Here is a 23564-nt window from a genome sequence, read left to right as displayed (position 1 = left end):
ATCTCTTCTCCCGATGTTCCTAGGCGGGTTCCACCTGGACGGTCTGCGAGCGACCGCCGACGGTGACCTTGTAGCGAATTGGCTCGCGAATGGCATTGGCTGCACCAGAGGCCTGCTCTGCCTCGCGCTTGAGCTGTTCGACAGTCTTACCGACGTTCTTCGGCCCTTCGCCGCGCGTGGTGAAGAATCCCGGTGCGACAGATGGGAACAGTGCGTTGGTCAGGACGTCTTCCGCGGTGCCGTTGTAACCGTCGAGCTCCTTGGCCTGCTCGACCAGGTCGTCCCACTCTGGCTCGAGGAGATCAGCCGGACGAACCGTGATTTCTTCCTTCTTGGTCTGCTCCGCTGCCTGCTTGATCAGCTCTGGGTTGCGCTCACCCGGGCACTGCCCGTAATAGCCGAGCATGAGGTCGGCGAACTCAGCCGTCATAACCTTGTAGCGTCCCATCAGTACGTTAAACACAGCTTGCGTGCCGACGATCTGCGAGCTCGGAGTCACCAGCGGCGGGTAACCGGCGTCCTTTCGGACAATCGGTACTTCACGCATGACCTCTTCGACGCGGTCGCCCGCGCCCTGGGCCTTGAGCTGGTTTTCCATGTTCGACAACATGCCGCCAGGAATCTGCGACATGAAAATGTCGGTATTGACCAGGGTTTTCGACTCGAACTCTGCGTACTTCGGACGCACCTTGCGGAAGTGGTCACGAATGGTGATCAGATTATCCATGTTCAGGTCGGTGGTGTAGTCGGTTCCCTCCAACATTTCCACCAGCGACTCGGTCGGGTTGTGTCCCGGCCCCAGCGACATCGACGAAATTGCTGTGTCCACGACATCCGCACCAGCTTCGATGGCCTTCATCAAAGTCACCATGGTGACACCGGTGGTCGAGTGACAGTGGACGTTAATCTGGGTGTCCTCGCCGTAAGTTTCCTTGATGCCACGGATGATGTCGTAAGCCGGCTGGGGTTTCAGCAGCGCTGCCATGTCCTTCAACGCAATGGAGTCCGCCCCCATATCCAGTAGACGACCAGCGAGCTTAACGTACCCGTCGACGTCGTGAAGCGGAGACGTCGTGTAGCAGATCGTGCCCTGCGCGTGCTTGTCGACGTTCTTGACCGCGCGCATGGCGTGCTCGAGATTGCGTGGATCGTTGAGGGCGTCGAAAACACGGAATACGTCCATGCCGTTTTCAGCGGACTTTTCGACGAACTTGTCAACCACCATGTCCTCGTAGTGGCGGTAGCCGAGGAGATTCTGACCGCGCAGCAGCATCTGCAGGCGGCTGTTCGGCATCAGTTTGCGGAATGTCCGCAGTCGCTCCCAGGGGTCTTCGTTGAGGAAGCGAATGCAAGCGTCGAAGGTTGCGCCACCCCAGCACTCCACACTCCAAAAACCGGCCTTGTCCATTTCTTCACAGACATCGACCATGTCTTCCATAGCCATTCGCGTTGCCATGAGGCTCTGATGAGCGTCTCGGAACGCTACTTCCGTTACACCAATGGTTCGTGGACTCATAATTCCAAAAGTAAAGGCCTTTGGGAATCTTCGCGCGTTGGTGACCGCGAATATTGGGGATTCGGCGCCCACCAAGGTGCGTTTAGAGTGTCAAATTGCCCACTTGCAGGGTTAAATACTTATTTTCGCGCGAACTTTACGCGCTTAACCGTTCAACTCGACTTTTTGTCTGGGGGTCGTTTCTGCGAAGTGCGCTCGACGAATAGGACGGTTTGCGCGCCCACACGGGACTGAAAATGGCTCATGTTTTTTACAAAGCGGTTAAGGTAGTCACATGAACCAAGCAAATACAGTCGGCGATTATCAAGTATGGCCGGGTGAGCCTTACCCGCTCGGATCTACCTACGACGGCGCTGGCACCAACTTTGCGCTCTTTTCCGATGTTGCGGAAAAGGTGGAGCTTTGTCTGATTAGCGCCGAAGGCGAAGAAACACGCATTGCGCTGGAAGAAGTCGATGCGCATATCTGGCACTGCTACATCCCGTCCATCATGCCGGGTCAGCGCTACGCCTACCGTGTACACGGCCCATTCGATCCGGCAAACGGTAAGCGTTGTGACCCCAACAAGCTGCTGGTCGACCCATACGCCAAGGCTTTCGACGGCGAATTCGACGGTCACCCATCACTGTTCAACTACGACATTCATGACCACTCGAAGCGCAACACCGAGGACAGCCTGGGGCACACCATGACCTCCGTGGTCATCAACCCATTCTTCGACTGGGGCGCTGACCGCGCACCTCGCACGCCGTACAACGAGACCGTGATTTACGAGGCCCACGTCAAGGGCATGACCATGACTCACCCGGAGATTCCTGAGGAGCTACGCGGTACCTATGCCGGTCTCGCTCATCCGGCGATCATTGACTACCTCAAGGACCTTGGTGTCACGGCTATCGAACTGATGCCTGTCCACCAGTTCCTCCAGGACGACCACCTGCGTGAAAAGGGGCTGCGCAACTACTGGGGCTACAACACCTTCGGCTTCCTGGCGCCACACCAGGACTACTCGGCTTCCCAAAAGCCAGGCGGCGCAGTCAGCGAGTTCAAGGGCATGGTGCGCGCATTTCACGATGCGGGGATTGAGGTTATCCTCGACGTGGTCTACAACCACACCGCTGAGGGCAACCACATGGGCCCAACCATCTGCTTCCGAGGCATCGACAACGAGGCCTACTACCGTTTGGTCGAGGGTGACCGACAGCACTACATGGACTACACCGGCACCGGTAACTCCCTGAACGTGCGCCACCCGCACTCCCTGCAGCTGATTATGGATTCGCTGCGCTACTGGGTCTCCGAGATGCATGTCGACGGCTTCCGCTTCGATTTGGCCTCCACCCTGGCTCGAGAATTCCACGATGTGGATCGCCTCTCCGCCTTCTTTGACTTGGTGCAGCAGGATCCGATTGTCAGCCAGGTCAAGCTCATCGCAGAGCCGTGGGATGTCGGCGAAGGCGGCTACCAGGTCGGTAACTTCCCACCGCAGTGGACTGAATGGAACGGTAAATACCGCGACACTATCCGTGACTTCTGGCGCGGTGAGCCATCCACGCTCGGCGAGTTCGCTTCGCGTATCACCGGTTCCTCGGACCTGTATGCAAACAATGACCGCCGCCCAACTGCGTCGATTAACTTCGTGACCGCGCACGATGGTTTCACTCTCAACGACTTGGTCAGCTACAACGAGAAGCAGAATATGGCCAACGGCGAGGACAACCGCGACGGCGAGTCCCACAACCGTTCGTGGAACTGCGGCGTGGAAGGCCCGACCGACGACGAGCGCGTTCTTTCTCTGCGCTCCCGTCAGCATCGTAACTTCCTGACCACTCTCCTACTGTCCCAGGGCACTCCGATGATTAGCCATGGCGACGAAATGGGACGTGGCCAGAAGGGCAACAACAACGTCTACTGTCAGGACAACCGTTTGTCATGGGTGGACTGGAATCAGACTCGTACTAACTCTGAACTGGTCGAATACACCCAGTTCCTGACTGAACTGCGTGCAGAACACCCAGTCTTCCGGCGCCGCCGCTTCCTGCGCGGTGGCCCGCTCGGTGCGGAAACCGATGATCGTGACATTGCCTGGCTGACCTATGAGGGTCGTGTCATGACTACCGATGACTGGAACTTCGACTTCGGCAAGTCGTTGATGGTCTGGCTCAACGGCGATGCCATCACTGAACCTGATCGCCGAGGTCACCGGATTGAAGATGACTCCTTCCTCCTGTGCTTCAACGCCCACCACGAGGACATCATGTTCCAAATTCCGGGCACCGAATACGCACACAGCTGGGAAGTCATCATCGACACCACAGAGATTACGGGTCGACCGACTCGCGAGCGCATCGTTGAGCCGGAAGGCGAGCTCCGCGTGCCGGCCCGTTCGACCATCGTGCTGATCGAGCGACACTAGCCGCGTCCGCGTTGGATCCTACACAAAAATCCCCTGTCGGCGGAAGACTTTTCTTCCACTGACAGGGGATTTTCGGCTCTGAGTTCAACTCAAAACAGGGTTACGTAGCAAAAATTGAGGGCTGCAAATTTGAAACTGTGCGAGTTTATGACACTTTCAGGCCATTTTTCGGGCCATTTTGGACATAAACGCAGTCAGTAACTCGCATCGCCCCCACCGCCGCCAGCCATAAACGCAGTCAGTAACTCGCATTGGATCAACACAGCACCGCGGGAGCCGAGCTGGCGTGAAGTCTTCTTACGCAGATGCGCGCATATTAAACTCCGCCTGAGAGTTCAACCAGTACTCCGGCTCGGTGTCAAAGTAGTCGGACAGTCGATTTGCGAGGTCAGTGGTGACCGCAGTGCGGCCGGTGCGAAAGCGCTCCAGAGTTGAGCTTGGCACGCCGATGGCAAGAGCCAGTCGGTAGATAGAGAGGTGTCGCGGCTCGAGGAAATTATCGTTCAAGATAGAACCAGGGTGCACAGGATGCGTGCTCAAAATGTTTACTCCTTATTTCATCGCTTCACTGGCATACGTTGTTTCCGCTTTGCCCTTCGCTTGAGCTCGAAAGCTCGAACGACCAGTTACCGCCGTTCGTCGAAAAGTATAAGGAGCGCCCGCTCAAAATGCATCCGGACATTTAACCTCCCAAAACATGTGGTTTTCAGGGGTACAGACACCCCCACTGTCCGAACACTCCATAAATATTCCTATTTCTGTGGACATTTCCACATTGTCGGAAGCCACATGTACTCGGCTAGAACCGCAGGTACCGCAGCCTCTATGGGGCTCAATCCGCCATCGGCGCTACCATCTAGTGCATGACTACGACCACGCCATCCTCCGAGCCCGCCGTCGTCTTCGAGCTCACCGGCGACACGGTGACTATTACCGCAGATGGGCTCCACCTTACCCACACCATCAACACGGCTAGCACCGCCCCCGCGAAGCCCCTCCCGCTTGCCGACGTTGCCGAGGTCGCATCGGCAAGTAAAAACGGTGTCTACACTCCGGCCAACCGCTTCTTCCCCGGCACGGTAGACCTCGGAGTAGCTTTGCCAAAGGCCCGTGTGATGTCTCATCGCCAGGCAGCAGCGCAGTTGCTGGCAGATCTCATGGCGGAGATGGCCAAGAATCCGGAGTTCTACAGTTCAGCTGATGCTTTTACTTCCACGTTGATGCCGTGGGTGGCACAGCGCGCGGCGGTCACCGAAGGCGTGAGTGTGGTTGAGGGCGCGGGCGACGTCGTAAAGCGCTCTGTGCCTTTTGCGCCGCTTCCTTCGGGGGATGCGGTTGCGGTGTCGGACATCGCACCGTTTGCGGCGTTCGATGTAGAGACAGCGAACGAAGACACCGGTTCGATTGTTCAGCTTGGCGTTGCGGTCGTGCGTGGCGGGAAGGTGACGGAGCGTTATTCCTGGATGTGCCGTCCGCCAAAGGGGTTGGAGTATTTTGATGAAGCCAATGTCGCGATTCATGGCATCACGGCGGCAGATGTGGCCGGTGATCCGTCATTTCCGGAGCAGCTGGCGAAGTTTGTTGACGTCGTCGGGGATTTGGACGTAGTTGCTCACAATGCGCGGTTTGATTTCACAGCCCTGTCGCGAGCGTGCCGGGCGGAAGGCATTCCAGCACCGAAGTTGAATTTTGCGTGTACTTATATGTGGGCTCGGCAGATGCAGTTGGGGCTGCCCAACTTGAAGCTGCCGACGTTGGCGGAGGCCGCGGGAGCGTCACTGGAGAATCATCATGATGCGACGGCGGATGCGGTCGCATGTGCTGAGGTAGCGCTGTGGTTGATGGAGCAGCAGCGCGCGACATCGGTGGCTGATTTGAGCAAGAAGGTCTCGCTGAGCTTGGGCCAGATTGGCAGTGGACGAGTACGGATGGTGCGCTATGACCCGTCTGGTGTCGCCAGCACTGGAGCCGGAACCAACGCGGGCACTGGTGCTAGTGCTGGTGCGCAGTCCGGCAGTTCCGCGCCGTCACGTCGGCCGCGTCGCAATGCGAAATGGGATGCAGCCAAGACACCGGACACCATTCCAGACCCGAATCCGGACGCGGATCCAAGCGGCCTTCTGTACCAGCAGCGTGTGACGCTGACGGGCGATTTTGCACCGTATGACAAGGGTTTTCTGTGGGACAAGATTGCCTTTGCAGGTGCGAATATCAATAAGGGTGTTACGAAGAAAACAACCATATTGGTCGCCGGTCCGTGGGATTCGGTGACGTCGAAGGAGAAGAGGGCTCGACAGCTGCAGGCCGAAGGCCAGGAAATCCAGATTTGGAGCGAGAAGGAGCTCTTTACTGCACTCGGGCTGAATCCGGAAGAGGATGGCGCGTCCGAAACAGGAGACACTGCGGAAGGGACACCTAGCGCCAGCGACGGAAACAACTCCAGTGAGTCGGTTCCGTTGTTTGGTTCCACTTCCCTGCCCGGCGATGACGGAATGCCGCCCTTCTAGGCCACGTTCACGGAAAGAAATTCGCATTCGGACGGCGGGCGCAGGCTCTGGGTCTAGCTGCTGCCACAGCGGTCAGGCAGCAGCTTTTCCTGGTGGGCGGTATAAAGGGGAACATGAGTCGCCGACCAATTACGTCCACCTACCGTCTCCAACTCCGTGGCCCCAAGGCCGATCCAAACGGGCGCGCTTTCACGTTCGCTGACGCGGCTGAACAGGTCGGCTACTTGGCAGACCTCGGAATTTCACACCTGTATCTGTCGCCTATCCTCACTTCCGTGCCGGAGTCGAACCATGGCTACGATGTCATCGATCCGACGACTGTGAACCCGGAGCTCGGCGGCATGGAAGAGCTGCAGAAGCTCGCGCAGGTGGCGCACAAGGCCGGTCTGGGCATCATTATCGACCTGGTACCGAACCACCTCGGTGTGGAGGAGCCCAAGCTCAATGCCTGGTGGTGGGACGTTCTGACCTATGGCAAGGATTCTCAGTTCGAGCCCTACTTCGACATCGACTGGCACGAGGACAACGGTGCCAACGGCAAGATGGGGTTGCCGATTCTGGGCTCCCCGGAAGATATCGACAAGCTGGAGCTCGACACCTCTGGCGACGAGCCACTTCTGCGCTACTACGACAACACATTCCCGGTGCGCCCTGGCACCGAGGACGGCACCCCGCAGGAAGTACATGATCGCCAGGCCTATCGTCTGATGTGCTGGAAGGACGGGGTCATTGGCTACCGTCGATTCTTCAGCGTCAACGGTCTGGCCGGCATCCGCCAGGAAAACCCGGTGGTATTCGAGCACACACACCGCATCATCCGCGAGCTGCTAGCTGCGGACATCATTGACGGTGTCCGCATTGACCACCCGGATGGCCTCAGCAACCCATTCGGATACCTCAGTGAGCTGCGCCGTCTACTCGGCGATGACAAGTGGCTGGTTATCGAGAAGATTCTGGGTGCCGAAGAGCCACTGGATCCGAGGCTCCAGGTTGACGGCACCACGGGTTACGACGCCCTGCGTGAGTTCGACAATGTCTTCGTCAACCGCGACTCCCGAGACGCCATGAGCATGTTGGCTCTGCAGCAGTCCGGCTCAACCTGGGACAAGACTGCCGTGCAAGCAACCGCACAGGCTCTCAAGCACGATGTCGCTGCTCACGAGCTGGCTGCGGAGGTCCGTCGTCTAGCGCGTGCCCTGCGCCGCGATAACTGGTCTATCAGCGGTACCAGCGTCAGCGATGAGGTACTTATCGACACCATCTGCAAGCTGGTCGCTGCCATGCCTGTCTACCGTTCGGACTATGTCTCCCTGTCGCGAGTGGCTTCCACGGTCATTGGCGAAATGGCAGCGCGTTTCCCCTCGCGCGTCTTTGCTCTCGACCTCATTTCGGCAGGTTTGGTAGCCGGTGGTGAGGCCGCCACGCGGTTCGCGCAGGTCTGTGGCGCGGTCATGGCAAAGGGTGTCGAAGACACCACCTTCTACCGCGCCTGTCGCCTGATCAGCCTAAACGAAGTTGGCGGTGATCTCGGTCGCTACGGTATGTCGGCAGCGGAATTCCACCTGTTGCAGTCGGAACGTGCTCGCCTCTGGCCACGAACGATGACCACGCTGTCTACTCACGACACCAAGCGCGGCGAAGATGTCCGAGCCCGCATTCTCCAGCTCTCCGATGTCTCCGGAGACTGGGCCGAAAATGTCCGCAACTGGATGGCCATCACCCCCGCCCCGGACGATGCCACCGGCTACTTCCTGCTGCAGAACATCATCGGAGTCTGGCCGACCGACGGCGTAATTACCGATGAACTGCGCGAACGCCTCCACGACTACGCCATCAAGGCCATCCGCGAGGCAGATGTGCACACCTCCTGGACGGAGCCGGTCGAGGAGTTCGAACTCGGCATCCGCAGCTGGATTGACGCGCTTCTCGACGGCCCCCTGACCGACTCCATCACAGAGTTCGTCCGCTCCATTGCGCCAGCTGCCCTGACCACGTCTCTGTCGCGCAAGCTCCTCCAGCTTGTCGGCCCCGGCATCCCCGATACCTACCAGGGGACGGAGTTCACCGAGGACTCCCTGGTTGATCCCGACAACCGCCGCTTCGTCGACTACGATGCGCGCGTCGCGGCGCTGGATAAGGTTGCCCGCGATGAGGTCACGTCGGTGACTAAGAGTCCAGAGCACCCAGCTGAGCTGCCGGAGGACTTTACGGATGCCGATGCGGACGTCGCAAAGCTGATGGTGACTCACCACGGCGTGAAGCTGCGTGCGGAGCGCCCGGAGTCCTTCGTCGGCGGTGCCTACCAGCCAGTATTCGCCGTTGGTGTGGGCGAGCGTCACCTGGTCGGTGCAGCACGTGGACCGAAGGGCGAGCCGGAAGATGTTATCGCGCTGGTGACGCGCCGTCCGCTGGGGCTGCAGCGCGAAGGCGGTTGGGGCGACACTACAGTGACACTTCCCAAGGGATTCTGGACCGACCGTTTCACCGGCCATACCTGGTCGGGCACCATCGCCGTGGCTTCTCTGTTCAGCTCCTTCCCAGTAGCACTGCTGGTACGCGAGGACGATGACGACTAATCGGATGAAGGATTCGCTTGCCGACGATTCCCGCGAGCAGACCCGCAAGGCTCAGTTGGCGGAGGATCGAGAGGTTACACGTGCGCTGCAGTCGAAGTACGACTCGTGGGCAACTCGGCACCCCACTGCCGCACAGGACTTTGTCGATGCGATTAAAGAGATTCTCTCCGATGCCGGTTTGGCCTTTGACAATGTCACGGCGCGGGTGAAGTCTTTCCGCTCATTGCGGCAGAAGGCCCTGCGTCGTGAAGCGGACGGCAGCTACGTCTACCCTGACCCGTGGCACGATATCCACGACATCATCGGCGTGCGTGTAACCACGTACCATTCGACGGAGATTCCCGCGATTATGGATGCGCTGGGAGATTCGCTGACTGTGCTGCGCACGATCGACAAGACCGCGGAGACACGAATCAGCGGCCGGTTGGGATACGGCTCCCAGCACTTGATCTGCAAGGTGTCGACGGCGGCGCCGTCAGAGCTAGCTCCATATGCGGATATGCAGTTTGAGGTGCAACTGCGCACTGTGCTGCAGCATGCGTGGGCGGAGTTTGAGCACGATATTCGTTACAAGGCCCCTGAGGGAGCGACAGACCCGCGGATTGATAGAGCTTTTGCGCTGGCCGCTGGCCTTATTGAGCTCGCGGATCAGCAGTTCGACCAAGTCGTTGCCGTGCTGGAGGAATCTACGCCAGACGATTCCGCGCAAGGAGAGGGCGAACAGCCCTCAGTTCCGGCAAAGACCACAGCCGATGACATTGTGGTGACTGAGGAAACCCTACCCGGAGTGCTGACGATGTTGCTTCCCGATGCACCCCGCTCGAAATCAGAGCATTACGGCTGGGCAGAAGAACTGCTGGAGCGCAATGGCATTCGCACTGTCGGGCAGCTGCGAGAGCTACTTAATCCGCAGCGTCTCAGCGCGGTAAGCAAGGCCATGAAGTACCGCTTTAACCCAGGTCATGTGCGTGTTATCGATGACCTGCTACTAGCGGCTCGCGGCGACAAGCACATCAAGGCCACTGCGGATACCAGCCATAACCCGAAGCGCCGACCAGCTCGTTTGCGCGCACGATTGCAGCAACTAGCTGAGGCCGGGATGCCTATGAGCGACGTCCCCGAAGACGATCGAGCTGACGGCGATCGCGCTTCGTAGGCCGCCCGGCACCGCGGTCGCGCATCGGCATCGATGCGAGAATCTCCCTCGGAGGCGGTGGCGGAGAGTGGTCGATATAGCACTGCCTGGCCACCGGAGCTCCGACCCGCTTCTTCACAGTCTTGGTGACCTCAACAATGTGTTCGCGGTGGTTTGCCCACAATCGCACTCTGTCCCCTGGGACGACTAGAACTGAGGGTTTCACGGCCTCGCCGTTGACTTTGACGTGGCCGCCACGGCACGCATCTGCGGCCAATGAGCGAGTTTTCAGCAACCTGACCGCCCAGATCCAGGCATCGATACGCACTGGTTCGGTAGACAATTGCTGCTGAGCAGGCACTTACTGCGGATCCTTGTAGTTGACGATCCGCTGAACCTTTTGCCAATTGAGAAAACCACCGACCAGGCCGACTACTGCCAGGATGAGGAATAGCGACATGCTTCCGGCTAGAAGTCCGAGCACTGCACCGCCGACGACACCGCTGCCTGCCCATACAACGGCATTGCGGGAGTACTTTCGCACCGCGTTCTTGCGGAGCTCAATGGGGTTCTGAGGTTGGGGCTGAAGATAGCTCATGGAGTACATATTAGAGCGTTCTGGTCACCCTGACGCATCGCATAGGTCGATAGGGCGTACAATTCGGGAAAAATCCCGACAGATATAGCAAGCCTGCTAAATATTCCTATTTGAGTAGGTAATTAATACAATGGCGTAGCTAGGTTGCTAGAGTTAGCGCTATGACAGAAACTGTCCGCCCCCGCCACCGTATGGTCGACCGCGTTGCGGCGATCCTCGAACTCGTTGCGCGCTCTAACGAAGGTCTAACCCTCACAGACATCGCCCACACGTTGAACTATCCGCTCAGTACCACGCAGGGCCTTGTCAACGGTCTGACTGTGACAGGTTACCTTGACGAGTCCAACAAGCGTTACACGCTCGGCATGGCGCCGTTTCTGCTCAATGTCATGGCCGGTCGTCGCATGGTCCACGTTCCGACGGCCGAGCTTGAGGCGATTCACAACGAAACTGGCTTGATTACCGTGCTGGCACTGCCGGTTGGTGGCAAGCTTTTCTACCTCAAAACCGTCGGTGAATCCATGCGCTACCAGTACCTGACGGAGAACTTCCTGCCACGCTCGCTGCTGCGCACCTCTGCAGGTTGGGTTTTGATGAGTCGGTTTGAAAAGCGCGAACTGTGGTCCTACCTGAACTCCGCGCGACCGGAAGACCAGGTTTATGTGGATGATTTCCTCCGCCAGGCTGGGGAAATCGCAGAGACCGGCGTCTGTGCTGCCCCGGGTATTGCCGAAGGCGGTGGCGTCGATGGTGTCTCTATCGCAGTGGAGGAAGACGGCGCTACTGTGGCAGCGGTCTGTGTCTTCGGTCGGCCGGAAAAGATTGCGGAAAACAAGGACGAACTGGTGGAAATTCTCAAGCGTCATCGCGGCGCACACAACGGCGAGGAGTCCCCGAACCAGGGTTAGTGGCTGTTAGGCGCGCAGCTCCCACCAGATTTCGCCACCGTCCGTAGACGGCTCGCTAGCTCCCTTAGTCAGCGCCTGCATTTCGCCGTCAAGCTGGGCAATCCCATCGGCAGTCACTGCGATGGAAAACTCCACGTGCTGCCCCCACCGCGTTTCCACAATCTCATAGCCGCGAGCACGCAATTCTGCCTCGATGCGACCGGCATCTGCAGCGGAGACACTCACTACTCTCAGGGCTCTTTGCACTCGACGCATGCGCGTGACTTTTTCTAGACACTCTGAGACCGAATCCGAATAAGCCCTTACAAGCCCGCCCGTGCCCAATTTGATGCCGCCAAAATAGCGGATTACTACGGCGGTGGCATTCGTCATTCCAGAGCCTTGGAGCACATCGAGCATCGGGCGCCCTGCCGTGCCACCAGGTTCACCGTCATCTGAGGATCGCTCCACCCGATTTCCTCCGACGACCTCATGAATGTATGCGCTGCAGTGGTGGCGAGCATCCGGGTACTCCGCCTTGGCCAAATTAATGACCTCTCGGGCGCTATCTTCGTCGTCGGCACGCGCAATCCACGTAATGAAGCGCGATTTCTTAATCTCGATTTCATTCGTGACGATGTCACCGTCGGCGGGGACAATCAGCTCGATGTCACGCTGATTCTGCGTCGCTTCGGTCGAAGTGGATGGCTCGGTGGTCATAGTGTCCATTGTTGCGTATGGGCTTCGTGCACACCCAATCACCGTCGGTCGCTACTATCTCGACCTCACCTTGGGCTCACCTCAAATCCGCAGTGGTCGAAAAAGTTTCACTGTGTCAATCCGCTGACTGACCTACCATGGTGCTCATGAGCAACTACCGAGTCTGGGCCCCGTACGCTTCCGAAGTCCGTCTGCTGTTGGGTAATCCTGACGCGCCTGCGATTTTTGATATGCATCCAATCGCTGATGCCACCAATGGCTACGGCGCCAACTCCGGTTGGTTCGAAGCTGACGTGGCTCGCACACCGGGGGATCGCTACGCCTTTTCGCTGCGGGCACATGCGGGATACGGCGCGCCTGATGGCGAATCGGGGGACGGCTCCTCCCCCGCTGTCGGTGACTGGACAATACCGCTGCCGGATCCGCGTTCACAGTCCCAGCCGGATGGTCCGCATGGTTTCTCCGAGGTCGTTGACTTGAGTGCCTATAAGTGGAAGGACTCGGCCTGGTCGGGTCGGATTCTGCCAGGAGGTCTGATTTATGAGCTGCATGTGGGTACCTTCAGCGATTCTGGCGATTTCGAAGGTTTGGTGGAACATCTAGACCATCTGATTGAGCTGGGAGTGACACACATTGAGCTGATGCCAGTGCAGCCTTTCGGCGGTGACCGTAATTGGGGCTATGACGGTGTGTCCTGGCACAGTGTCCACGAGGGCTACGGTGGCCCGCGGGGCCTACAAAAGCTGATTGATACGTGCCATCGCAAGGGGTTGGCCGTCATTTTGGATGTGGTCTATAACCACTTCGGTCCAGACGGCAACTATGTGGGATTTTTCGGGCCCTACACCGCTGGTGGTTCGACGGGTTGGGGTGAGGTTGTCAATCTCACCGGCGACAACTCTGATGAGGTGCGTGCCTACATTTTGGATGCAGTGCGCCAATGGTTGGTGGATTACCACGTCGACGGTCTGCGCCTGGACGCAGTCCATGCTCTGCATGATGAGGGGGCATTCCACATTCTGGAGCAGATGCAGGTTGTCGCAGACACTGTCGCAGCCGAGACTGGTATTCCGCGTTCCTTGATTGCAGAGTCCGATCAAAATGATCCGCGCTTGGTCCGCCCGCGGGCTGCCGGTGGCTTTGGCCTCAACGCTCAGTGGGATGATGACGTCCACCATGCGCTGCACACGTTGATCTCTGGCGAAGACCACGCCTACTACTCGGACTTTGGTTCGGTGGAAGCGCTGGCTAGCGCTTTGGAAACCGGCTTCTGGCACACGGGCACAATGTCGACATTCCGCGGTCGTACTCACGGCCGCCCCTTTAACCTGTCTGTCCAGCCCATGCATGCTTTTGTGACGTACACAACCACGCATGATCAAACGGGTAACCGCGCTGTCGGTGACCGTCCGTCGATGAACCTCACCCCGGCGCAGCAGGTTTTAAAGGCAGCAGTTATCGCATGCAGTCCTTTCACCCCGATGCTCTTCCAAGGTGAGGAGTGGGGTGCCTCTACCCCATTTGCTTTCTTCTGCTCCCATGAAGATCCGGAGCTGCAGCGGCTCACGCGCGAGGGACGCCTACGTGAGTTTGCCCGTGCCGGGTGGGATCCGAAGGAGGTATTCGATCCATCGGATCCAGAGACCTTTAATCGCTCGAAGCTCAATTGGCAGGAGGTCTCGGAGGGCTCGCACGCCACTATTCTGTCGGCCTACCGCGATCTCTTCGCGCTGCGGAAGTCTCACCCGTCGCTTCGCACTCCGTGGTCAGCATCTGTAGTGACCGAGTATGACGAGGACAATCGGTGCCTTGTTGTTGTGCGCAGTCAGGATGAGCGCGAAATGGGTGCCCGAGGCTCAGATGCCTTTGAAACTGTCGCTTTGGTCGCGAACTTCTCAGACGCCGAAACCAGCGTCAACTTGGATTCCGAGTTCGGTTCCGCCCACCTGCTGCACACTTTTGAAGACGCAGCAGCCAGCATCGTCAATGACGAAGCTGCTGGTCCCGAAATCTCACTTCCAGCGTGGGGCTACGCTGTCGTCTCGCTCAGCTAGTCAAACAGGCTAGTCCTCCGCGTCAGCCGTGCCTTCAGGATTCGCGTCGGCCGCAGCGTCAGCATCAGCTTCGACATCAGCACCCGACTCGGATGCTGGCCACGGCAGCTCGGTGACATCACCGTGGAGGGCGTGAGCCACCAACGCGTCTGCGATGAGAATATCGCTCATCACCAACGTCGGAACCAGGTCCGCCAGCTGAGCCCACATCGGAATCAGCTCACGGACAGCGGCGACACTGGCATCAGAATTCTCAGCCTGAGTGCGGGCCAATACGCGGGCAGCCACTGCAATAAGCAGTGACGTTCCCGGCACCAGAGTCCAGTGCAGCGAAGGATCATCCGCATCGATGCCATCGAGCTTGTGGAAGCGCACATTGACCGCCTTGCGCAGTCGTGGAGACGCCTTCGACACCGTCTTAAACAACACCCGAGAGGCAGCGGCAAGCTGGGTCATCACACCGGATTCCACAATCTCAGCGCGATTGCGTACCACTTCGTAAATTGCGGTGAAGCGAGCGTCATCGTCGGTCAGCGGACCCGGGACCATGCGGTAGGAATCAAAGACCTGCGATAAAATAGCGCTGGCCTGCGCTTCCGGCAGCGAGGTAATCTGCACCGAGCTCTGGTCGATAGTGGCGGACTCCAGAGTGGTGTCCTGGCCGCTGGCGGCAATGTCCAGCAGTCCCTGGCCACCAGTCGTACGTAGGTAATCCAGCTGACGAGAACGGTCCACGCTCTCATCAGTGAGATCCGCCAATGCTGCCAAGGCACCGAGCCACGGCACACGGCGACGCCCCGGCACTGGCTTAGTAGCGCTGAAGTCTCCCAGAACGAGTCCGGAGGCGATAAACATACCCGGCTGATCGTCCAACGCGATGACTGAGCGGTTCAACGCTGCCAGACCAGCGCGTGGTTCAGCACACAAGATCGCACCCAACCTAGGCGCGGCCAGCAGCGGATTCGCCTGCGCCATGTCGGTTGCACGACCGGCGCGCAAGGTCGCCAGTAGCGTCCACAAACGTGCGAGCTGATCCTGATTTAGCTCGCCCCACAGTTCCTGCGCGCGAGCAACGGAATCGGTGTCCTCGCCATCAAGGTCGACAGCCTCGGCATCATCAACATGATGCAAAATGGTCGACCCGGCCGCCGGCCACTGCGGGTGGCGTTCCTTCTCCACACCGAAAGTCACCTGCGCGACGAATGGGCCAAGGCCGCGGAGCTCGTCGGGAAGCTCGCATTCACCCTCCACGACTTCCAGGGCGACGGGTTCGCGCCACGGCTGACCGGCGGCCCAGAGCCACAGGGTCATCGGCAAATGCGAAACATCGTCAGCGACATCAACCTCGATGATGTCAGTGGCTTCATCGTTGAAGGCAATCTGACGGATGGCATCGCGGGAGGAAGCCTCCACCAGCGGTACAGACAGGCGCTTACGTCCCGTCACACGAGTCCAGTCCAAGCTGATACGCAAGGCCTTCAGCAGAGAGATACGGTCGGCAAACTTGCCGAACTCCGCGTAGCCAGTATCGCCGAAACGCTTGATGGGGACGCGACAGATGTCGCGCTCACCGCTGGAAACTGCAACATGCGCATGGCGCAACTCGCCCGGGGCATTGACGACAATCTTGCCGAAGGCATCGACACGCTTCGGGCGGGTGACCAAGGTAGTGGTGCGGCGGGCGACGGATTCGTCGGCAAGCGGAACCTCAAACTGCAGAGTGCCTGGCGTGACCTGCAACTGCAGCCATGCGCCCTCGTCGGTGGAAAGCTCGACGGTACCTGTGACTTCGTCCGCCCCGAGGCGCACGATAGCGGGCTCGGCGTCGAGCGGCTTGTCACCGGAGACAACGCGAATGTCAGCGGGGCTCAGACCATCGATGGTCGGGATGCGGAAGCCGTCACCACCACCGCTGTAAGTGATAGTGAGGTCAGCCTGCTCCGCAATGGCGAAGTGCTTCTGGAAGCTGCGGCCACGCGGATTGACCAGGCGAACCACGAACTCGCCGACCCACGGGTAATCATCATCGGTAAGGATCTCAACCTCGCCACCCGCGGCGGGTACCTCGAGGTCATAGACCATGACGGAATCCGTGGTAAACGCACCGTAACCGCCAAAATCGGTGACGATGGCACGCCAGGACTCATCCTTCCCGGACAGCGTCGGCGGAAACACGGCAACCGGACCGCCAGCGTAAACCGGGGTGCCGTAGGCAGACACCGTGCCGTCGAGTCGCGCGTGGGGCATGGTCATTCGCGGTTGACGCTGCGGTGACGCCGACCGAACCTCGCCAGCCGCCCCGGACCGACGAACCTGAACTGCATGAACATCGCGAAGATCGATCTCAGCGACTTGCCACAGCTCCCAGTTGAATGGGCGTGGGTCCGATAGCAATGGCACCTCAGCACCGGTGACGGGGTCAACGAGTGTGGCATCAACCGGGTAGACCACCGTGGCGGAAGTCGAGTGCAGCGAGACCTTGTCTGTGACCGACTGACCGTCGGCACCGAAAATGAGAATCGGGTCCTCAGTGCTAATCGCCGGGACTCGCCAGTGCTTCTCATCGCCGATTTCCACCAGCACATCGCGCACCGGCTCATCAATGGTCACCACTGGACGTGGCAGCGAATCCTGCAGGCCCACCACCGGCGTCGTTGCTACCGTGCCGCCGAAGGTGACGCGCCAGGTCCGCCCCGCCGGGTCCAGCGGCGTCGGTAGCTGTACGCCAACGGTCTGTGTCAGCTCATCGAAGTACAGCTGTGGGCGACCGGTCGTTGCCACCACGCCCACGGCTTCACGACGGTTCGCAGTACCCGCCGGACGCATACGCAGCTCTTCACGCGCAGCGGCCACCAGTATGGGCGGCAGCCCCGCGTCGAGCTGGCCCAGCTCTTCCCGAGCTTCCCAGTTGGCCGGATCAGCGGCGGTGGCAATGGCGTAACCGAGGGTTGCCTTAAACAACTTGTGTGCCTGGCGGGGTGCCGTCCTGGCCAACTGACGCAGCGCCAGCGGGTAGGCACCATCTTCCGCCTCCGCGATTTCGGTCAGCAGCCCCTCGAGCAGCGGATGTACCTTCGACAACGCCTGTACCAGGTCATTGGCCGAAGGATTGGTCAGCTCCGATACGCCCGCAAGCTCCTCACAGCGCTCGATAATCAATGGCATCACTGACAGCTGAACTCCCGCGTGCAGCAAAAGCACCTGTGCCGCTTGCTGCAGCTCATCCGAGTCGGCCTGGTTGCTGTCGACGTCGTTAGGCAAACCGGCATTGGCTAGCATTGTCGGCACTGCGGCGGCGAGGTGCGAGATGAGCGCGCCGGTGGCATCGGCGTCTGGATTCAGCTGCAGAGCCGCCGGCCAGTCCAGCCACATTTCGCTTGCCGACGCAACACGCGCGGCGCGCCCTACCAGCGAGGCGAGGGTGACCAGCGGGTGATTGTCAACGACGCTCTTCGCAGCATCAATATCGGCAGCGGTACCACCAGCCAGATGATGGGCCAGGAGCGTTCCCAAGAAGCGGTCGATACGCTCAACCTCGTCCATCGACAGCCCTGACCAGACAAACAATGGCTCAACTTTGGCCTGTGTGGCAGATTCCAGCAGCCCTGGAATCCGGGTGGCCAGATCCTGCTCTGCGGCAGCCAGCCACATTTCGACAATCACGGTATTTTCCACTCGGACATCCTGGTCGACACTGCTTGCCCCAGTCATTGTGGGTGGACGCTCCCTTTCGCTACAAAGCTTGCTCGAAAAGATTCATTTAATTAATGGATCTGGGAGGACTCCCTCGGAAGTTTCCCAGCTGGACCCAGCAAGTCTAGGTCAAAAAGTCATACTCTGGTGTGCCGGGCACTAGTCGGCGGCACTTCAGCGGCGAGGCATCCATGCGTGCCAGCAATTCCTCGAGGTCAGAAGCATGACGCAGCTCAATACCGACGAGCGCCGCGCCAGTTTCGCGGTTGTTCCGCTTGAGGTACTCGAACTGCGAGATGTCGTCATCCGGGCCGAGAACCTCGCTGAGGAACATACGCAGCTGGCCGGGCTTCTGCGGGAAGTTCACCAGGAAGTAGTGCTTGAGGCCGCGGTAGACCAGCGAGCGCTCCATGATCTCGGCATAGCGCAGCACGTCGTTGTTGCCACCCGAGATGATGCAGACAACAACCTCGTCTGGCTCGAACTGCATCTGCTCCAGAGCTGCCACAGACAGCGCACCGGCCGGCTCAGCGATAATCCCTTCGTTCTGGTAGAGATCCAGCTGCGCCTCACAGACCGCGCCCTCTGGCGCAATCATCGGATGGACACGATTGCGGTTGGCCTCCAGGATGTGCCATGGCAGATCACCAAAGCGGGCCACCGCGGCGCCATCGACGAACGGGTCGGTGTGACCCAACGTAATCGGGCCGTTGTTCTCCAGGGCTGCTCGCATACAAGCTGCGCCCGCAGGTTCCACGCCCATGACCTGGGTGTTCGGCGACATATCCGACAGGTACGAGGTGACACCGCTGAGCAGACCACCGCCGCCGACCGGTACGCAGATGGTATCCAGAGTCAACCCCTGACCGGAGAGCTGCGCAATGATTTCAGCTGCGACAGTGCCTTGTCCGACGATGGTGTTGAAAGAGTCGAATGGCTCCACCATGGTTGCACCAGTGCGCTGTGCGTCGGCACGAGCAGCAGCGGCGGCCTCATCGAAGGAGTCTCCGACAACGACAATCTCAACGGCATCGCGGCCGTGGTATGCGATACGGTCGCGCTTCTGCTTCGGCGTGGCATTGGGCACATAGATGCGCCCCTTAATACCCAGCTGACGACAGGCATATGCCACGCCTTGAGCGTGGTTTCCTGCAGATGCCGCAACGACGCCTGCTGCTCGCTCTTCGTCGGTGACCTGAACCATGGCGTTGTAGGCACCGCGAATCTTGTACGAGCGCACGTCCTGGAGGTCTTCCCGCTTGAGGAATACCTTAGCGCCGGTGATTTCGGAAAGACGTGGGCTGAACTGCAGCGGAGTGGCCGCAATAACCGAAGAAATTCGTGCCTGCGCAATCTGAATATCGGCCGCGTGGACAAGTCGGCGTTCGGTCTGGGAAGCAGGCACGGAATTCTCACTCATGAGCTATGACTCTACTCGGTCATACAACCGGTTGCGACAATCAGGGCCACGATAAGCTACCCCAAAATGCTGGCCCCAATCGTCGCCTTCAGATCACCAATCAAGCTGGCGTCCCGGTCAACCCGCAAGTGCTCGCCGAGAACCAAAGTGGTGTGGGAATCGCCGTCGACAAGCTTGAGGTAAACGTCGGAGTCGCCTGGGTTGTCCAGCAGTACTGACTTCAGCTTGGCAATCATCTCCGGAGTGCACTGATCAGTGCGCATGGTCAAACGCAGCGGCGCCGAAGTGGAGCCATTACGGCCAAGATCCGGCAGCTTCAGGTCATCACAGACCACACTCATGCGGTCATCGCGGTACTGAACGCGAGCACGAATAAGCACAATGGCGTCTTCAGCAATGCTGGTGGCAATCATCGCGTAGGTCCTCGCAAAAGCCATGATTTCCACGCGCGCGCCGTTGTGGTCCTCAATACCGATAATCGCCCAGGGCTGACCGTTCTTATTCACGCGACGGTCAACGCTAGAGACAATGCCACCAATAGTGATTTCGGTGTTGTTAGCGACTTCCCCACCGACGACCGTGGTCAAAGCGGTATCGGTCTGCGCGGCCAGCGATTCTTCGAACCCATCGAGTGGATGACCGGAGACATAGAGGCCCAGCATTTCTCGTTCCAGGGTCAGCTCGTGCTTGCGATCCCACTTTTCATCCGGCACACGGATTTCAAAGATGCTCTCCGATCCGGTGTCCTCTTCCCCACCGAAGCCCGCAAACAGGTCGAACTGTCCCTTGTCTGCAGCCTTCTTGGTCGACAGCACCGAGTCAATGGCTTCTTCGTGAATGAGCGCAAGGCCCTTTCGTGGGTGCCCCAGCGAGTCGAAAGCGCCGGCCTTAATCAGCGACTCGGTGATGCGCTTGTTACACGGCAGCGTCTCAATCTTGTCCAAATAGTCCGAGAACGACGTGAACTTGCCCTTCTCCTCGCGCGTCTTCACAATCGACGCGACCACATCATGGCCGACGTTGCGGATAGCGCCAAGGCCGAAGCGAATATCCTCACCGACCGGCTCGAAGTCCATACCCGACTCATTGACATCCGGCGGCAGCACCTTAATGCCAAGGTGGCGACAGTCCGACAGATAAATAGCCAGCTTGTTCTTATCATCCGCCACCGAGGTCAACAGCGCCGCCATGTACTCAGCGGTGTAGTTGGCCTTCAGATACGCGGTCCAGTAGGACACCAGGCCGTAGCCCGCCGCGTGAGACTTGTTAAACGCGTACGAAGCGAAGGGCAGAATAATATCCCACAGCTTCTGGACAGCATCCTTAGAGAAACCATTTTCCAACATGCCGCCTTCGAAGTTCACGAACTCCTTGGCCAGCACCTCAGGCTTCTTCTTACCCATGGCTTTACGGAAACCATCTGCTTGGCCCGCGGTGTAATTCGCCAGCTTCTGCGAGATCTTCATGATCTGCTCCTGGTACACGATCAGGCCGTGTGTTTCTTCCAGGATTTCCTTCAGCTGCTCATCCAGTTCCGCGTGGATGGCGTTATAAGGCTTGCGACCATTCTTAATATCCGCGTAGTCAAAGTGCGCGTTCACACCCATCGGCCCCGGACGGTACAGCGCCAGCGATGCCACGATGTCGTCGAAACCCGTTGGCTGCATGCGCTTGAGCAGCTCACGCATTCCGCCACCATCGAGCTGGAACACGCCGAGGGTGTCACCACGTGACAGGAGCTCATAGACCTTTGGATCATCGGTCTGAAGGTCATCGAGCAGAACTGTCTCGCCTCGGTTGGACTTGATGTGCTCAATACAGTCACCGATAACCGTCAGGTTTCGAAGCCCCAGGAAGTCCATCTTCAACAGACCGATGGCCTCACACGCCGGATAGTCCCAGCCAGTGATAATCGCGCCGTCAGCCTGTCGCTTCCACATCGGGATGTGATCCAAGAGTGGCACCGACGCCATCACCACGGCACAAGCGTGCACGCCGGTCTGCCTAACGACGCCCTCGAGACCACGGGCTGTCTCGTAAATTCGAGCCACATCCGGGTCGGTTTCAATAAGCTGACGAACCTCGGCGGCCTCGCCGTAGCGTGGGTGCTCCGGGTCGACGATGCCGCTCAGCGGAATGTCCTTAGCCATAATCGCAGGTGGCAGCGCCTTAGTAATGCGGTCTGCAATCTGGTAACCCGGCTGACCGAACTGCACACGCGCCGAGTCCTTCAGAGCCTGCTTGGTCTTCACCGTACCGAAGGTGACCACCTGCGCCACCTTGTCTTCGCCCCAGCGATCTGCCGCGTAGCGAATCATCTCATCGCGGCGGCGGTCATCGAAGTCGATATCGATATCCGGCGCGGACGGACGCTCTGGGTTCAGGAATCGCTCGAAGAGAAGACCGTGCTCAATCGGGTCGATATTGGTAATCCACGTCGCGTATGCAACCAAAGAACCGGCAGCGGAACCACGCCCCGGACCGACCTTGATGCCCACCTCACGGGCATGGCGGATCAACTCCGCCACGATAAGGAAGTACGACGGGTAGCCCTTACCGTCAATCACCTCAATTTCGTACTCCGCGCGCCGGATGTACTCCTCCGGTACCTCGCGCCCTTCAAAGCGCTTGCGCAGCCCCTCCATCACGTTGTGATGCAGCCATGTCGTCGGCGTCTCCCCTTCCGGAACGTCCGCCTTCGGCATGCGATCGTGCGGGTGCTCTTCCCACAGCTCGTCGTAATCCTCGACGCGCTCGGCGATGAGCAGCGTGTTATCACAGGCACCCGGGACTAGATGATCCCAGGTCGCGCGCATTTCTTCAGCGGACTTAATAAAGTAGCCATCACCGTCGAACTTAAAACGGTCCGGGTCATTGAGCGTCTTACCCGTCTGCACGCAGAGCATAGCCTCGTGAGCCTTGGCCTGGTCACGGGTGACATAGTGGCAGTCATTCGTAACCAACGGCGGCAGGTTCAGCTTCCGCCCAATCTCCAGCAGCTCACTGCGCACACGGGTCTCAATATCCAGCCCGTGATCCATCAGTTCAAGGAAGTAGTTTTCCTTGCCGTAGATGTCCTGCCACATACCGGCGGCCTGCAGAGCCTCGTCGAACTGCCCCAGGCGCAGACGAGTCTGCACATCACCAGACGGGCAACCAGTGGTTGCGATAATGCCCTCGGCGCGTTCCGCCACTAACTCGGCATCCATACGCGGGTACTTACTAATTTGCCCCTCATACGACGCCATCGACGACAGGTAGAACAGGTTCCGCAGACCCTGCGCATTCGCGGCCAACATGGTCTGGTGCAAGTAGGAACCGCGACCGGAGACGTCATCTCGACGCTGATGCGGTTCACCCCACTGAATGCGCTTTTTATTAAAACGACTCTCCGGCGCCATATAGGCCTCAATGCCGATGATCGGCTTGACGCCCTTGGACTTCATCTGCCGATAGAAAGCATTTGAGCCAAACATATTGCCGTGGTCGGTGACACCGACCGCAGGCATTCCCTGTCGCGCAACCTCGTCGGCAAGCAAATCAATCTTCGCCATACCGTCGAGCATGGAGTACTCGGTGTGATTGTGGAGGTGCACGAAGGAGGAGTTAGCCATGAGTCCAGATTGTAGACAATCGCCCGGACTGAACACGATTCCTTCGAACACTCAAAATGAAGCAGCCCCTTATGTCTGCACAGTTATGGCTAAAGATGTGTTTAACATCACCGCACCACTTCCTTTACTTTTCAAAACCAGTTGACAATACTCGACACCACGGTTTGTGAGGAAGTCCTCATATTTCCTCGCGGCCATAGAGAAACGCACTACCCTCGAGCAAAGAACCAAAGGAGCAATACAGTGTTCGCACCACTTTCCGATGGCCACTTCACCTACTTCCCCAAGCCCGAGCTTGACGAGGTTCTTGCAACCATCGACCGCCGCCCCGTTGCTGCCGGCTACCTCGTCGATGGCGATGTCATCACCTCCAACATGGATGCCGCCCGCTACAGCTGGCTGGTCTAATAAAGCACAGACCCGGGAAA

General features: G+C 58.9%; 15 protein-coding genes. 7 read left to right on the top strand and 8 right to left on the bottom strand.

Features of this window, described 5'->3' with window-relative positions:
- Nucleotides 1–19: 19 nt before the first annotated feature.
- Nucleotides 20–1516, bottom strand: coding sequence for a methylmalonyl-CoA carboxytransferase subunit 5S (locus QP978_RS04215; RefSeq protein WP_070841042.1), 1497 nt, complete (start codon nucleotides 1514–1516; stop codon nucleotides 20–22).
- A 274-nt stretch (nucleotides 1517–1790) separates the two neighbouring features.
- Here QP978_RS04215 and glgX point away from each other — a divergent pair, with 274 nt between their 5' ends.
- On the top strand, nucleotides 1791–3932 hold the full coding sequence (gene glgX / locus QP978_RS04210; RefSeq protein WP_070600827.1) for a glycogen debranching protein GlgX: 2142 nt from the start codon (nucleotides 1791–1793) through the stop codon (nucleotides 3930–3932).
- Between the two features lie 297 nt (nucleotides 3933–4229).
- On the opposite strand, the gene QP978_RS04205 is transcribed toward glgX, so the two are convergent.
- A complete protein-coding gene (locus tag QP978_RS04205; RefSeq protein ID WP_005510305.1) occupies nucleotides 4230–4472 on the bottom strand; it encodes a HigA family addiction module antitoxin in 243 nt (80 codons plus the stop codon).
- Nucleotides 4473–4795: 323 nt separating this feature from the next.
- On the opposite strand from QP978_RS04205, the gene QP978_RS04200 reads away from it, so the two are divergent.
- The 3 genes from QP978_RS04200 to QP978_RS04190 all read left to right on the top strand — a co-directional run bounded on the left by QP978_RS04200 (nucleotide 4796) and on the right by QP978_RS04190 (nucleotide 10171).
- Nucleotides 4796–6439 carry an exonuclease domain-containing protein gene (locus QP978_RS04200; RefSeq protein WP_070600826.1) on the top strand — a complete coding sequence of 548 codons (1644 nt, stop codon included), beginning with the start codon at nucleotides 4796–4798 and terminating at the stop codon, nucleotides 6437–6439.
- Nucleotides 6440–6552: 113 nt separating this feature from the next.
- The gene (treY, locus tag QP978_RS04195; RefSeq protein WP_070600825.1) at nucleotides 6553–9015 is read left to right on the top strand and encodes a malto-oligosyltrehalose synthase; all 2463 of its coding nucleotides are present in this window, start codon (nucleotides 6553–6555) and stop codon (nucleotides 9013–9015) included.
- Complete coding sequence (locus QP978_RS04190; protein ID WP_070600824.1) at nucleotides 9005–10171, top strand: GTP pyrophosphokinase; 1167 nt, start codon at nucleotides 9005–9007, stop codon at nucleotides 10169–10171. Before treY ends, QP978_RS04190 begins: the two co-directional genes overlap by 11 nt.
- Here QP978_RS04190 and QP978_RS04185 read toward each other — a convergent pair.
- The gene (locus tag QP978_RS04185) at nucleotides 10119–10511 is read right to left on the bottom strand and encodes an RNA-binding S4 domain-containing protein (protein ID WP_016422972.1); all 393 of its coding nucleotides are present in this window, start codon (nucleotides 10509–10511) and stop codon (nucleotides 10119–10121) included. The two genes, QP978_RS04190 and QP978_RS04185, sit on opposite strands and share 53 nt — an antisense overlap.
- Nucleotides 10512–10757, bottom strand: coding sequence for a hypothetical protein (locus QP978_RS04180; RefSeq protein WP_005510313.1), 246 nt, complete (start codon nucleotides 10755–10757; stop codon nucleotides 10512–10514).
- Nucleotides 10758–10909: 152 nt separating this feature from the next.
- On the opposite strand from QP978_RS04180, the gene QP978_RS04175 reads away from it, so the two are divergent.
- Nucleotides 10910–11656: a helix-turn-helix domain-containing protein gene (locus tag QP978_RS04175; protein WP_048734728.1), complete on the top strand. Its 747-nt coding sequence runs from the start codon at nucleotides 10910–10912 to the stop codon at nucleotides 11654–11656.
- A 6-nt stretch (nucleotides 11657–11662) separates the two neighbouring features.
- Here QP978_RS04175 and QP978_RS04170 read toward each other — a convergent pair whose 3' ends face one another.
- Nucleotides 11663–12364, bottom strand: a complete 702-nt coding sequence (locus tag QP978_RS04170) for a YigZ family protein (protein WP_502870674.1) — start codon at nucleotides 12362–12364, stop codon at nucleotides 11663–11665.
- 128 nt (nucleotides 12365–12492) lie between these two features.
- Between QP978_RS04170 and treZ the strand changes: the two genes are divergently transcribed.
- Nucleotides 12493–14409, top strand: a complete 1917-nt coding sequence (gene treZ / locus QP978_RS04165; protein WP_284856878.1) for a malto-oligosyltrehalose trehalohydrolase — start codon at nucleotides 12493–12495, stop codon at nucleotides 14407–14409.
- A 9-nt stretch (nucleotides 14410–14418) separates the two neighbouring features.
- On the opposite strand, the gene QP978_RS04160 is transcribed toward treZ, so the two are convergent.
- The 3 genes from QP978_RS04160 to dnaE all read right to left on the bottom strand — a co-directional run bounded on the left by QP978_RS04160 (nucleotide 14419) and on the right by dnaE (nucleotide 23136).
- Nucleotides 14419–18120 carry a hypothetical protein gene (locus tag QP978_RS04160; protein WP_284856876.1) on the bottom strand — a complete coding sequence of 1234 codons (3702 nt, stop codon included), beginning with the start codon at nucleotides 18118–18120 and terminating at the stop codon, nucleotides 14419–14421.
- 106 nt (nucleotides 18121–18226) lie between these two features.
- Nucleotides 18227–19522, bottom strand: a complete 1296-nt coding sequence (gene ilvA / locus QP978_RS04155; RefSeq protein WP_070856473.1) for a threonine ammonia-lyase IlvA — start codon at nucleotides 19520–19522, stop codon at nucleotides 18227–18229.
- A 56-nt stretch (nucleotides 19523–19578) separates the two neighbouring features.
- A complete protein-coding gene (gene dnaE / locus QP978_RS04150) occupies nucleotides 19579–23136 on the bottom strand; it encodes a DNA polymerase III subunit alpha (protein ID WP_284856874.1) in 3558 nt (1185 codons plus the stop codon).
- Between the two features lie 243 nt (nucleotides 23137–23379).
- Here dnaE and QP978_RS04145 point away from each other — a divergent pair, with 243 nt between their 5' ends.
- Nucleotides 23380–23544 carry a hypothetical protein gene (locus tag QP978_RS04145; RefSeq protein WP_005510327.1) on the top strand — a complete coding sequence of 55 codons (165 nt, stop codon included), beginning with the start codon at nucleotides 23380–23382 and terminating at the stop codon, nucleotides 23542–23544.
- Nucleotides 23545–23564 lie beyond the last annotated feature (20 nt).

It is taken from the genome of Corynebacterium sp. MSK035 (assembly GCF_030232615.1).
GTDB lineage: Bacteria > Actinomycetota > Actinomycetes > Mycobacteriales > Mycobacteriaceae > Corynebacterium > Corynebacterium jeikeium_D.
The sequence above is the reverse complement of the archived record's forward strand: the minus strand, read 5'-3'. Positions and strand labels throughout refer to the sequence as shown.